Source organism: Mucilaginibacter panaciglaebae (assembly GCF_039539265.1).
In the GTDB taxonomy this organism is placed as follows: domain Bacteria; phylum Bacteroidota; class Bacteroidia; order Sphingobacteriales; family Sphingobacteriaceae; genus Mucilaginibacter; species Mucilaginibacter panaciglaebae.
Genome location: NZ_BAABCV010000005.1, coordinates 78,021 through 91,427 on the forward strand (window position 1 = coordinate 78,021; position 13,407 = coordinate 91,427).

Consider the following 13,407-nt stretch of genomic DNA (forward strand, 5'->3'; position numbering starts at 1 on the left):
ATTGATTGCAAATATATATGCAACTTTTCGGTTGCGCAAATTTATTTTTAAAAAAATTTCCCCGGTATAGATTACAGGGATGGTTTTAAAACCATCCCTGTAATCTTGTTTAATAAAAATTAATGGCTACTTTTATTTACCAAGGTAAACCACAACACTTATGCTTATTTTAAAACAATTGCGAGCCATTGGCTTGTCTTTTATTGTGCTGATGTTTTTTTACACGCTCAGTTATGCGCAGACCATCAACCAGCAAGGATTAAATAAAAAAAACGGTGTCACTGTTACTCAAAAGGCATCCAATGTTGAGCTCACCTGGCCTGTTGGTGGTTCAGAACATGGGCGCGTAGTACTTGATCTGACTAAGGGCAGCCCATTGTTCAAAAGCATACAAATTACATCGGCAGGAAAATATAAAGAAGTTGCTGCCGACCTCGACCCGCAGTTTATCCTGACTATAGGTAAGCGCGATTTGATATCGCAAAACGGTTGGAACATTTTTTTTGATCGCGTGCCGCAAAAGCCCTTTAAATCATACAATGTTAATTTTGATAAGGGCAATGCCTCGGTAAAAAGTGACGGATCGCGCACTGTTGTAAGTATCGATGGTATCAGCTCGCATAACTTTAGCGGGCATTTAGAATTGACTTTTTATAACGGCAGCCCGCTGTTTAATATAGCGGCAGTGATGGCAACACAAGTCGATTCGACCGCTATTTTGTATGATGCCGGACTAACCAGCCCAAACCCAAAGTGGAGCAAGATCAGCTGGTCTGCAACCAATAATGAATTTACCGGTACGGCTTCAAAGGCGACGGATACGGCACGTAATGTCGAAGTGAAATATCGTACTATTATTGGCGAGACGGGCAAGGGCAGCCTGGCTGTTTTCCCGGCACCTCATCAATATTTTTATCCGCTTGACGAAGCCTTCAACCTGAAGTTTACCTGGTATGGTAATAACTACCGAAAAATGCTGCCGGGCTATGGCATCGGTATTCGACAGGACTTATACGGCGATCACCGCTATGTGCCCTGGTTCAATGCCCCGCCGGGAACGAAACAGCGACTTAACTTTTTCTGTATGATCGGCGGGGGCGCAGGCAAGGTTTTATTAGAGCAGATTAAGTTATTCACCCATGGCGATAAGTTTATCCCTCTGCCCGGTTATAAAACCATGGCAAGCCATTTTCATAACGAATACACTACACAGGTACTGCTTAAAAACAAACCTGTAGAGGCCGAACCCGAATACGTCCGTGTGTTTAAAGAACTGGGGGTAAACATTGTTCATCTGGCCGAATTTCATGGCACCGGCCACCCTAAAGGACCGGATGAGCGTCGTTTGACAGAGTTGAACACCCTGTTTAAAGAGTGCGAAAAGGAATCGGGCAAAAACTTCATGCTTTTACCCGGCGAAGAACCCAACGAATTTTTTGGCGGCCATTGGCTGGATTTTTTCCCTAAGCCTGTGTATTGGGTAATGTCGCGTAAAGAAGGAGTGCCTTTTGTGGCCGATGATAGCCGCTATGGCAAGGTTTATCACATCAGCAATAAAGATGAAATGTTGAAGCTGCTGGAAATCGAGAACGGCCTGGCCTGGACCGCTCACGCCCGCACCAAAGGCTCGACCGGTTTTCCGGATGCTTATAAAAATGAGGCCTTTTATAAATCAGACCACTTTAACGGCGCGGCCTGGAAAAATATCCCGGCCGATCTGTCGACCGAACGCATGGGTAAACGTGTTTTTGATTTGATGGATGACATGAGCAACTGGGGCCTTAAGAAAAAGGTACTGGCCGAGTCGGACATTTTTAGTATCACCCGGGAAAATGAAATGTATGCTCACGTCAACATTAATTATTTGAAATTGAATACCCTGCCCGATTTTAAGAATGGATGGCAGCCCATATTGGATGTGCTGAAAAGCGGCAGATTCTTCGCCACGACCGGCGAGGTGTTAATCCCCGATTTTAAAGTTAATGGCGCCGAAGCCGGGTCGACGATCAAAGTAACGCCGGCTACCAGATCAACTATGGATTTTACGGTTAAATGGACCTTTCCGCTCAACTTCGCCGAGATAGTCAGCGGTGATGGCAGGGGTGTTTACAGACAACGCATTAATCTGAAAAGTACAACAGCATTTGGTACCCAAACGTTCCATATCCCTATCAATTTAAAAAACAAAACCTGGGTGCGCCTGGAGGTATGGGATGCTGCGGTTAACGGCGCATTTACGCAAACGGTGTGGGTAAATTAATAATCTAAAGTGATTGATCCAAAAATAACTTATAAGTCAGTAAAGGTGATCCAAAGTGATCCAAATAAAAAAGTAAATTTTATAAATGTCCTGTAATTCAGCTGTTTGCATTTTTTTGGCGATCCAAATGATCCAAACTGATACACATTTCCGTTTGGATCACTCACTGCACAAAGCCGCTATACCATTATGGAATAGTAAGAACTTTTGCATCCTACAGAAAAATCCTTACTATATTTAGTATAACCAACAGCACCTTATTATGAAAAGACTACCCATTTTTATGATATTACTGTTTACGGCGGTAGCTGTAAACGCACAATCAACAACAGACAGCGTAGAAATTAAGTTTAACAAGCTACTTGATGAGACCGGCATGGTTTTCAAAATGCCGGAAGGTTCGGTTAAAACACCTATTGTTAAAAACCGCCAGATCCATTATGATTACGCGGTTAAATATCCCGATCGGAATATGGAAATCAGATATACCATAGTGCCGATGGCCGGCCGCGTGGCAGAATACCAGGAGTTTCAGAAAAATCACGCACCGGGCAGCGCAATGGCCGATCCGAATAAAGGATTCGACGCTTTCACTTATGTAACGGCAATAAATGCCGGCGGCGGCGTTCAGGACACCACTATTAAAGGACGCAGATTTCCGGCCGCGGACGTAAAAAAAGAGTTTGGAGCAGATTATGGAGCTTTTTTATTGATTCCGGTAAAGAACAACTCTTTTGGTACCGAATACAAATTTTGTAGCCTGGTTTCTCTGCAAAAAGATAATGTGGCCAATGTCTATATTTTCTACCTGTGCAACTCCATGAAGGAACTGTTTGATACCTACCAGGCAATAGGCGCACAGAATATCTATTATGCGTTGAAATTTAAGGATTAACGCCTGGATGAATAGCGCATATTTGCAAGGTGAAGCAATAAGAATTTGCGTCATATAAAAATCCTTGTTATGTTTAGCAACTAATTAAAATCTGATCATGAAAATACTTCATGCTTTTATTGCGTTGCTATTTGTTTCAATAACAGCCGGGGCACAATCAAAAACCAATAATGTCGAGGCTAACTTTACGAGATTGCTCAGCCAGGCCCGCATGACTTTCAAGATGCCGGCCGGCGCGGTAAAAGCACCGATTGTCAAGAATAAACAGTTAACCTACCAGTATGCGGTTAAGTATCCAGGCCGGGGCATTGAGATCCGTTATGCTATTTTGCCGAAAGGCCTGCCGCCGCAACATAATCAAGCTCCATTAAATGGTAAGCCGGCGGGGCCGGTTAATGACCCTTTCGATACTTTTAGTATGGGTGTGGCTACTAAAGTAGCTGGCGGCATAAAAGACCCAAAGATGCAAATAGGCGGATTTGACCCTGTGCAGGCCAAAAAAGAGTTCGGGGCCGATAAGGTTACATTTTGGATGATCAACCTACAAAACAACTCTTTTGGAACCAGTTATAAGTTTTGTAACATGGTAGCCATGCATAAAAATAATGGGGCCAATGCCTTTGTTTTTTATCTTGCCAATTCCCTAAAAGATCTGACAACCGCGTTTAACGAAATAGGGCCTTATAATATCTATTATAATTTAAAATATAAGCAATAAGCTTACATCGGCAGCTCAATATAAAATGTGGTTCCGTAACCGGCCGAGCTTTCAAACCACAGACGGCCGTTATGACTCTCGATGATTCGTTTGGAGATGGCCAGTCCTAGGCCAAAAGGCTGCTCGCCCTCGGTGCCCAGGCGTTTAGCCGTGGTGAACATTTCAAAGATCTTATCTTTATCACCGTCAGGTATGCCCATGCCATTATCGGCTATAGAGATGAGTACTTTACGCTTGTCGGTTAAAGTTTTAATACTCACAAAGATCAATCCGCCTACATAGCTGAATTTTATCGCATTAACAATCAGGTTATTAAATACCCGCCATATTTTTTCGCGGTTAATGGCGGCAATTATTGGCGCATCATCGCACTCAAAAGAGATCTGTTGTTTTTTCTCGCTGGCTTTATATTGCAATAATTCAACCGAGTTATGCAGCATCTCTTTAATATCCATTTCTTCTTTTACCAGCTGCACTTCGTCACTGGCCAAACCCGAGCTTAACAACTCATTGATCATTGCGAGCGAATGGGTTCCTGTTGACTCAAGCAGCTTCAACATATGACGGTTTTCCTCGGATGTTTCCTCTTCATATATCGCGTTAGCCAAACCAATCATACCTGAAAGCGGGTTACGCAGATCATGCGCCATTACCCGCATAATGCGTATTATATTTTGATTAGCACGCTCAAGTTCTTCCAGTGTCTGCTGTAGCTGCTCGTTATGCAATCTGGTATTTTTATGATTTTTACGGCTCTCTTTAAGTACACGCACCACCGAAAAACTGATCACTATCAGCAATATTGAAACCACAGTAACAGCAATGATGTATAACTTTTGCAGGCGTTCATTGTGCTCCAGTTCTGACAATAAATTTTCGCGGTGAATAGCGTTCAATTCGCGTTCAATGTCAACCGCGCGCAGGTTTGAGTTGGTTTTATCCAATGAATCTTTCAACCGAATGTATTTAGCCTGATACTGATAGGCTTCGGTTGCCTTGTGACGGGCAAAAAGGTATTCGGCATATAGTCTGTTCCACTCAATTTGAGGCACCGGATTATCCTTACCAAACAGGTCAAGCAACCGTTTGCTGTTAATAAAGGCAATGGCAGCCTTATTATACCGGCCCAATTTTAAATATAACTCAGCCTGCTTTATATATGGCGGGATACGTATCCCATCTACGTCCTTAATACGTATCGCAATACAAGCCGAAAGATATTTTTCAGCCTCAGCTAATTTACCTTGTGTAAGCGCTAAACCACCCAGATTATCATAGACAATAAAGCGCGGGGCGCAGGTAGTTTCTTTAGCTATCCGGCCTTCGGCGTCTGTCTTATCAATAAAAGCAAGATTCTTTTTATAATAGTAAGCCGCGCTATCATACATACCGGCTCTTTGATAAGTAACGCCGGTATTATCCAAAGCTGCTTGCGTTAAGAAAAAGACCCTCTGCGCCGACATGTTTTTATGACAACCGACCAGCTCGTGGTAACTCTGCACCCAATAACGGGCCGCTATAACATAGTTTTGTTGATTGAAATATATATTGGCGATTTTTGAAGTCAGATTGCCGCCGTCACAGCCACGGTTAGTGCGTTTACGGGCTTTATCATAATACTCCAGAGCGTTGGCATATTGTTTTTGGGCAATAAAGGCGTCTGCTTTAACCAGCAGAGTTTTGTAATAATCGTCCGGATACCGGGCGATATTGTCTGTCTTGGCAAAAACCGCAAGGGCGCTATCGGCATAAAGCGAGGCCAATGACCCGTTTAAGTGGTACCAGTTCGACATATAATTGTAATAAGCTACTATCTGCGGACTATTACTCTTAAAGCGCAAACGTTGTTTCATCAGCATATGCATGGCGCTATCGGCTTTGCCGGCTATGTAAAGGCTATCAGCAATTTTTACATATTGCCTAATGAAATTATCAGCCCGATCATCTTTTGAATTGCAAGCTAAAAAGAAACCCGAAATGCAGATGGAAAGAAAGACAGAAAGGAAACCACGCGCCGCACTTACAGACATGACAATTTTTAGATGGGTTTTAAGCTGTTGCAATCTCAAAGATATAAAACTTTGTATAGTAACCTATAAATCAGTTTGTACAGCAATAGCATTTATCAATAAACACCTTAACTTGGCAATATGAATATCCTGATAGCGCCCAATGCGTTTAAGAATAGCCTCGATGCTAAAAGCGTAGCTGAAGCTATAGCCGAAGGGCTTAACCAAAGCAGCTTGAGTTGCTGTTGCCATATCTTCCCCGTTGCCGATGGCGGCGACGGAACCGGGAGACTGTTAATTGAACATTTTAAGGGCGAACGGATAAGCACCAGAACACATGATGCTTTGGGCCGTCCAGTTACCGCTCAATTTGGTTTGGCAGATAATGGCCATACGGCCATAATTGAAATGGCTGACGCTTCAGGTTTGCACTTGCTTAATACGGCGGAGTTGAATCCAATGCAGGCAAGTTCTTATGGCACGGGCGAACTGATCAAAGCCGCGCTGAATAAAAACATCAACAGGGTAATCATCGCTATGGGCGGTTCAGCTACTGTTGACGGGGGTGTTGGCATATTGAGCGCATTAGGGATAAAATTTTTTAATCGGCAAGGCGATGAGTTAGCACCAGCTCCTGCTGCATTAGGTGATCTGCATTATGTCGATACCAGCAACTTAGATCAGCGTATACTTAACGTTGAGATCGCGATTTTGTGCGATGTAGACAATCAACTACTCGGGCCCCAAGGTGCCGCTACCATGTTTGGGCCGCAAAAGGGCGCTTCGCCTGATGATGTTGTGAAATTGAATATGTTTTTGAACAACCTTGCAGCCATCGCTCTAAAACAAACCGGCAAAGATATGGCTGCTATTAAACATAGCGGAACAGCCGGTGGTGCCGCTGTCGGTATGTATGCTTTTCTGAATGCCCGACTGGTAGCCGGTGCCGATAATTTTTTAAAGCTGACGGGTTTTAATGAAGCGCTTCAGGACATAGACGTAGTGATAACCGGCGAAGGCAGTATTGATGAACAGACACTGCATGGTAAAGCTCCGGTCGCAGTAGCCATGATGGCCAACCAAAAAAACATTAAAGTGATCGGGCTGGCGGGTAAGGTGCTGGCAGAACCCGGCGGGCAATTAAATCGGTGGTTTAATAAACTAATATCTATAAATAAAACACAGGTCGATTTGGAAACTGCGCTAAAAAATACCCGCCAAAACCTCGTTTCGACGGCCAAAGAAATAGGCGATTGGTTAGCGAATGCCTAATGGAGTTCTCGCTTGTCGTTTGCGGCCCAGATGTCGCGTATCGTATCCTCATCGCCATGGCCGTCAGGCACTGCTGTGCTTGGATTATTAGCGTAGTACCAACGCTTTTTGTCCAGAGGCGAGGTGGTTTGACGACCGCCCGGCATTTCGACGTGCCCGTTCGGGTCGGTCTTTTTTACCCAATCAAAGGCATAGTGCAACCAGTTTTGCCGATAAGCTGCTGGCTGGTGCGCAAACCAACTGATCTCGTCATACCCCCAAACCCAAATACTCAGGCCAGCGGCATGAGCCTGACTTGGTTGTTTGCTTACACCATAGTTGTCAAACTCAACCAGGTAAGGCAAATGCGCGCAACTCCAGCCGCTTGGGGTAATGCCGCCTTTGCTGCGCAAAAATAAAGCGTCGGTGTGTCCAACTTCCAGTTTGGCTTCTTCAGGCTTGTCAGGAATTTCTTCTATACGTAACGGGAAAGCGTGTACATCCATCAACAAATGCCCGTCCTTGACGAAGCCACCACTCGGCACGTGCGAATCGCAGATCACCATTTTGCGGCGGGCGTGTTTGTGTGCATATTCGCGGATTAACCCCAGGATCTGTGCATAATGATCCAGATTCTTGTCGTTCTTGTTCATTAGCTCAACCTGGCCAAAATGCAAACCTTCAATACCTGCATCTATGTAAGATGCGCCCAGGAAATAAAAGAACAGCTTCGTTTCATTTTGGCTCACATCGGGTACCGAGCCGCGTCCCCACTGGCCTTTAAATTTACCGTCGGGATATAACATCGCATCGTAACTAAAATTACGATGTTCGACAGGTAGGTTCAAAGCTTTGAAAACCCAGTCGGGCACCGGCAGTTGGTTAACCTGCGGCGTTACAATCTCAAAGATGCAAGCTTGCAAAATAATATCCGGATCAAAGGCATGTATTTTTTCGGCAAGCTCTTTTTCCCTGATCAGATTTTGAGGGATATCACCCTCCTGGCCCCATTGGCACACCGCCCGCCCGATGAATTTAGCACCGATATTTTTAATCATGCGCAGATTATCATCAAAATCGCCCTGACCTATCAGCAGGCTTTGCATCGTAATAGCCCGATCGAGGTAGTTTTCCAATACCTCCCGAGATATTTTGCCTTTGAATTTGTAGTCCAGCTTTTTTGCGGGCTGATTGGCAATAGCGGTTGTGCTCAGTAAGCTAAGAATGATTAATAGGTTGCGGAATGGTTTCATGATATACTAGTTTATGTTCATTTCGAACGGAGTGAGAACGCCATGCACACGCTAATAACCATGTGTAGATTCCTCTCGTTGGTCGCAATGGCAATCTGTTAAAGGAGGGGCTGCTTATATCCCCCACTTTTTATTAGGCTGCGGGCCCATTACAAATTCCAGCGTCCCGCCGTTTAATATTTGCTTATGCTCAATATAGCATTTGTTATAAGGCTCGCCGTTTAAAGTGGCCGACTGAATATAAACGTTAGCCGGCGAATTATTTTTGGCGACGATGGTAAATATTTTACCTGTAGCACCCGCACGAATAGCCACCCGGTTAAATGTCGGGCTAAATAATTCATACCGTGGATTGCCAGGAGTGGCCTGGTGCAACCCGCTTGCTGCCAGCACATACCAGGCCGACATCTGGCCAACGTCCTCATTACCTACCAGCCCCTCAACACCGGTCTTATAGGCATTGGCACAAATTTTACGCACCCATTTCTGGGTAAGCCACGGAGTGCCTAATCGGTTGAACATAAACGGCACCAGGTGAACGGGTTCATTAGCTTGGTTATAGTAGTCGTTCCAATTGTAATTATCCGGTGTGTTTTCAAAGAATGAATTCAAATCGGCAATCATTTTTTCGCGGCCGCCCATTAATGCTGCCAGGCCGTCAATGTCATGCGGAACAAACCAGCCCTGCTGATAAGGGTTGCTCTCCACTGTACCATATCCCTGGTGCAACCGGCCATTGTTTGGCCAAGGCTCCCAGTCACCGTTGGCTTTCCTGGGACGGAACCAGCCTTTTTCGGGGTCAAATATCTTTTTGTAGGTCTGAGCGCGTTCGGCATATAGCTGCACATCCTCCGGATGCCCTAACCAGGTGGCTAGTTGTGATTGGCACCATTCGTCAAAGCCATATTCCAGCGTGGTTGAGATATCCATCGCTTTACGCTCAGGTGTATTGCCAAATTTCTCAACCGTATTGCGCGCATATTTATAGGCCTTCTGCCCGTCAAAATTGCGAATCCCTTTGCTGTAAGCATCTGCAATAACGGGGATAGCCGGGTTACCCACCATGCAGCCCGAGTAAGCGTTTAAAAATTCCCAGCGCTCCAGGTATCCGTTACCGCTTTGATCGGCCAGTTCAACCAACGAGTTGATCATATCGCTTACGATAGTGGGGTTAATAATAGTTTGCAGCGGAAACTGGCTTCTGAAAACGTCCCAGCCGCTAAATACCGAACGTTTCACAAACTTGTCGGTATGATGTGTTTTCATGTCGCCGCCCATATAAGTGCCATCAACATCGGCAGTGGCGCGCGGATCGATCATGGTGTGGTACAATGCCGTGTAAAATACCGTTTTCTGATCTTCTGTACCACCGTTTACACTAATCGCTGACAGGCTTTTGTTCCAAAGCGTTTTAGCATTAGCGCGTACCTGCTGAAAATTCCAGCCGGGTATTTCAGAGGTTAAATTAAGGCGTGCACCCTCCATGCTTGAAAAAGAGATGCCCGTCTTTAATAGTACCACTTCTTTATCTTTGGCTTCAAACTCAGTAAAAAATCCAAGATGTTTGCCTTGCAGCTCTTTGAATTTAGAAACAATATTAGCCTTGGCTATCAGTGAATCATATTTCAAACTTGTTACACTTTCGCTTTTGCGCGATATGCCTGCCGGGATATCAGCCATCCAGGCTCCATAGTTTTTAAATGGTTTGCTAAACTGCGCGTAAAAATAAACGGTGTAATTAGCCTTACCATCACCATTGCCCCAACCACCGCCTTCAGGCGGGCATTTCATCCAGCCGGTAATAGTGTGGTCGTCAATCACTTTAATGTATTGCTCGGTAGAGGTGCCGCCAACGCGACGCGCCAGGTCGACCTGAATGCGCGACTCTTTATTTTTGGGGAACGTGAACCGCATGATGCCGCTATGCGGAGCCGCAGTCATTTCGGCGTGTATATTGTAATCGGTGAGCGTGGTAGCGTAATAGCCGGCTTGCGCTACTTCATCTTTTTTACTGTAACGAGAGCGATAGCCAGGTAACTCAGGATGCCTGCCTGCCACTACATGCATTGGGCCGGTAGTTGGTGTAACCAGGAAATTGCCCAGATCGCCATACCAGCCTATACCGCTCATTTGCGTAAAGGCAAAGCCCTCGATATATTTCATTTCATAGCTGTAGCCAGGGCCATTATCGCCGCCGGTTATAGTGTTTGGGCTTATCTGTACCAACCCGAAAGGTGTTGCTGCTCCCGGAAAAGTTTTTCCAAGCCCGTGATAAATTCCGGCATCGGCTGCACTGGTGCTCGCGCCTATAAATGGGTCGACATAATCGGCAGGCGTTTTGCTTTGTGCCGATAATTGCGATGCCGCGGCCAGGGCCAGCGCGCAAAGTATCAATCTTTTCATCAGTATAATTGGTTCTTTATGGATGGTATCCGCAGCTAAATGTCGGAAAAATAAAACAAGCACCGCGCTGCAGATTCTTCATCCCCAAAGTAAAATAATTATTACGTAATCGATTTCTCAGTTAAAAATGGGTTTTAGTGTTTAAATAGCGATGTTTTTATAAAAAAATAAGTTTTATTTTGATCTTAACTTAAAGTGTATACCAATTTTGCTGTACACTTTGCCAATTACCCTGAATGAAAAAATACGCTTACATAACATTACTGCTGGCTGCAGTAGGCATCCTTTATCAATGCACTGCACATAAAATGCTGGCCACTAACCCACCCAAGGCCGATATCAATTCATCGCCGGTAATCCCTGCTGCCGAGTCTATCAGCAAAATGAAACTGGAGCCGGGCATGGCCATTAAACTGATTGCTTCTGAACCGCTTATAAGTACACCGGTGGCGATAACTTTTGACAGGTATAACCGGATCTGGGCTATTGAGATGCAGGATTACATGCCCGATACTTCCGGCCGTGGAGAAAACGAGCCGCTGGGTAAAGTGGTTGTGTTAAGCGATAAGAACAAAGACGGCATAATGGATACGCGCAAAGTGGTGATCGATTCGCTGATAATGCCCCGGGCCTTTTGCCTGATCGGGAACGGCATCTTAGTTGCCGAACCACCTCGCCTGTATTATTATGAGCTAAAAAATGACAAAATAGTAAAACGAACTTTGGTTGATGCTAAATATACCGACGGCGGCAACGTTGAGCACCAGCCTAACGGCTTATACCGTGCTTTGGATAACTGGATCTACAATGCCAACTCGCCTAAGCGCTATCGCAAACAAGGCGATAAATGGCTGATCCAATCAGCTCATGAAAAAGGGCAATGGGGTATCGCGCAGGATGACCAGGGCCGTATGTATGCCAATGACAACTCGACCAACCTTCAAGGCGACTACTTCCCGCCAAGCCTGGGGCTGACCAATAAGAATCAGCGAGGGCTTGCCGGTTTTAATGAACGCACGGTAGCGGACAACCGCACTTTCCCCATACGCCCGACGCCGGGTGTAAACCGCGGTTACATGAAAGGTATTCTGGACGACAGCCTGCGTTTGGTAAACTTTACTGCAGCTTGCAGCCCGATGATCTATCGAGGTGGGTTGTTTGGCCCTGCTTATACGTTTAACGCTTTTGTTGCCGAGCCTTCAGCCAACCTGATCAAACGCGATATATTAAATGAGAGAGGTAACGTAGTAAAAGGCCGTGAGGCCTACCATGGCCGCGAGTTTTTAGCGAGTGTGGACGAGCGTTTCCGCCCGGTGGGTTTGTATGACGGGCCTGACGGTGCTTTATACGTTGTAGACATGTATCGTGGCATTATCCAGCATAAAACTTATTTAACGCCCTACCTGGCCGGCCAGATAGCCAAGCGTAACCTGATCAAGCCGTTGTCATGCGGCAGGCTATATAAAATATATCCGGCAGGTAGAAAGCTGGTAAACGTTACCTTCCCGGATGACGCTGTTAAACTAGTGGCGTTATTGGGTAACCCGAATGGCTATGTGCGGGATAAAGCTCAGCAGATATTAGTTGATACAAAACCTCAACAAGCCCTGCCGGCTTTGCGCGAGGCGGTTAAATCTGATAATCCACTGTTAGTAACGCACGCCTTATGGACCCTGGAAGGTTTTGGCGAATTAAAAGCTGATGAGGTGTTGGCGTTGCTGCAATCGCCCGATTGGAAGATCCGTATGCAGGCTTTAACGGTATCGCCCAATATCATTGATCAGGATAACTATAGCCGCTTTACGGCGGTGTTGGCCAGGATGGTTGCCGATAACGACACAACAGCCATAACTGCTGCACCTTACATAGGCTTTGTAACCGGCGCCATTCAAAAGTATGACCGCAAAGCGGCCGACGGGCTACTGTTTAGCCTGGCCACAAAATACCCTAAGAATATTTATGTGGCGGATGCCATTGTATCTAACGTCCAGGGCCGCGAAGAGGCATTCCAAAAAGAAATGCTGGCTGCTGTGCCCGATACTGCACTTACCATTAATAAACGCATAGGCCGGGTGGTTGCCGCTATTGAGGACGCTAAACTGAACAGCGACCCGGCGCTCATGGCTAAATACTTTCCCAGAGGGGTGGCCATTTTTGGTACGGTTTGTAAAACCTGCCACGGCGAGGACGGCAATGGCGTTACTGCATTGGCGCCGCCGCTAAATAAATCAGAGATTGTTAATGGTGATAAGAGCCTGATGATATCTATTTTGCTAAAAGGACTGACAGGCCCGGTGAAGATTAACGGACATGTTTATAAAGCGCCTGAGATCGGCGGCGAAATGCCGGGTTTTGCAGATAATAAGGATTTCAGTGACGACGATCTGGCACAAGTGATGAACTTTGTACGTCGTTCATGGCAAAATAAGGGCAGCAAGATCAATGCATCCGATGTAAAGACGCTGCGCGCCAAACTGGCTTCGCGCGAAAAGGTATTTACGATGGAGGAACTGCAGACGCCACAAAAGCAGAATCCAAATATCAGGACTAACTAAGCGGACTGGATTAGCACGCGTTCTGTTTCACTTAAATATGAAACAGGTGAAACAAATGAAACG

The 13,407-nt window shown here is 45.6% G+C and carries 8 protein-coding genes; 5 read left to right on the forward strand and 3 right to left on the reverse strand.

All coding sequences use genetic code 11. The annotated features are described in order from the left end of the window. Positions 1 to 160: 160 nt before the first annotated feature. The 3 genes from ABD772_RS08115 (at position 161) to ABD772_RS08125 (ending at position 3,873) form a co-directional block, all read left to right on the forward strand. A complete protein-coding gene (locus ABD772_RS08115) occupies positions 161 to 2,260 on the forward strand; it encodes a CehA/McbA family metallohydrolase domain-containing protein (RefSeq protein ID WP_345102700.1) in 2,100 nt (699 codons plus the stop codon). A 262-nt stretch (positions 2,261 to 2,522) separates the two neighbouring features. Then, on the forward strand, positions 2,523 to 3,155 hold the full coding sequence (locus ABD772_RS08120) for a hypothetical protein (protein WP_345102702.1): 633 nt from the start codon (positions 2,523 to 2,525) through the stop codon (positions 3,153 to 3,155). A 97-nt stretch (positions 3,156 to 3,252) separates the two neighbouring features. Next, positions 3,253 to 3,873 (forward strand): hypothetical protein, encoded by a 621-nt coding sequence (locus tag ABD772_RS08125; RefSeq protein WP_345102704.1) that lies wholly within the window; start codon positions 3,253 to 3,255, stop codon positions 3,871 to 3,873. A 2-nt stretch (positions 3,874 to 3,875) separates the two neighbouring features. Here ABD772_RS08125 and ABD772_RS08130 read toward each other — a convergent pair whose 3' ends face one another. Then, a complete protein-coding gene (locus ABD772_RS08130; RefSeq protein ID WP_345102706.1) occupies positions 3,876 to 5,903 on the reverse strand; it encodes a tetratricopeptide repeat-containing sensor histidine kinase in 2,028 nt (675 codons plus the stop codon). 120 nt (positions 5,904 to 6,023) lie between these two features. Here ABD772_RS08130 and ABD772_RS08135 point away from each other — a divergent pair, with 120 nt between their 5' ends. Further along, positions 6,024 to 7,154, forward strand: a complete 1,131-nt coding sequence (locus ABD772_RS08135; RefSeq protein WP_345102708.1) for a glycerate kinase — start codon at positions 6,024 to 6,026, stop codon at positions 7,152 to 7,154. Here ABD772_RS08135 and ABD772_RS08140 read toward each other — a convergent pair. Next, positions 7,151 to 8,386, reverse strand: a complete 1,236-nt coding sequence (locus tag ABD772_RS08140) for a hypothetical protein (protein ID WP_345102710.1) — start codon at positions 8,384 to 8,386, stop codon at positions 7,151 to 7,153. The two genes, ABD772_RS08135 and ABD772_RS08140, sit on opposite strands and share 4 nt — an antisense overlap. Before the next feature lie 114 nt (positions 8,387 to 8,500). Further along, a complete protein-coding gene (locus tag ABD772_RS08145; protein WP_345102712.1) occupies positions 8,501 to 10,789 on the reverse strand; it encodes a GH92 family glycosyl hydrolase in 2,289 nt (762 codons plus the stop codon). A 236-nt stretch (positions 10,790 to 11,025) separates the two neighbouring features. On the opposite strand from ABD772_RS08145, the gene ABD772_RS08150 reads away from it, so the two are divergent. Continuing rightward, the gene (locus ABD772_RS08150; protein ID WP_345102714.1) at positions 11,026 to 13,344 is read left to right on the forward strand and encodes a DUF7133 domain-containing protein; all 2,319 of its coding nucleotides are present in this window, start codon (positions 11,026 to 11,028) and stop codon (positions 13,342 to 13,344) included. Positions 13,345 to 13,407 lie beyond the last annotated feature (63 nt).

Excerpts from the sequence above, each read along its gene's own strand:
- ABD772_RS08130 (WP_345102706.1), bottom strand. The coding sequence starts at position 5,903 with ATGTCTGTAAGTGCGGCGCGTGGTTTCCTTTCTGTCTTTCTTTCCATC.
- ABD772_RS08135 (WP_345102708.1), top strand. The coding sequence starts at position 6,024 with ATGAATATCCTGATAGCGCCCAATGCGTTTAAGAATAGCCTCGATGCT.
- ABD772_RS08150 (WP_345102714.1), top strand. The coding sequence starts at position 11,026 with ATGAAAAAATACGCTTACATAACATTACTGCTGGCTGCAGTAGGCATC.
- ABD772_RS08140 (WP_345102710.1), bottom strand. The coding sequence starts at position 8,386 with ATGAAACCATTCCGCAACCTATTAATCATTCTTAGCTTACTGAGCACA.
- ABD772_RS08145 (WP_345102712.1), bottom strand. The coding sequence starts at position 10,789 with ATGAAAAGATTGATACTTTGCGCGCTGGCCCTGGCCGCGGCATCGCAA.
- ABD772_RS08120 (WP_345102702.1), top strand. The coding sequence starts at position 2,523 with ATGAAAAGACTACCCATTTTTATGATATTACTGTTTACGGCGGTAGCT.
- ABD772_RS08125 (WP_345102704.1), top strand. The coding sequence starts at position 3,253 with ATGAAAATACTTCATGCTTTTATTGCGTTGCTATTTGTTTCAATAACA.
- ABD772_RS08115 (WP_345102700.1), top strand. The coding sequence starts at position 161 with ATGCTTATTTTAAAACAATTGCGAGCCATTGGCTTGTCTTTTATTGTG.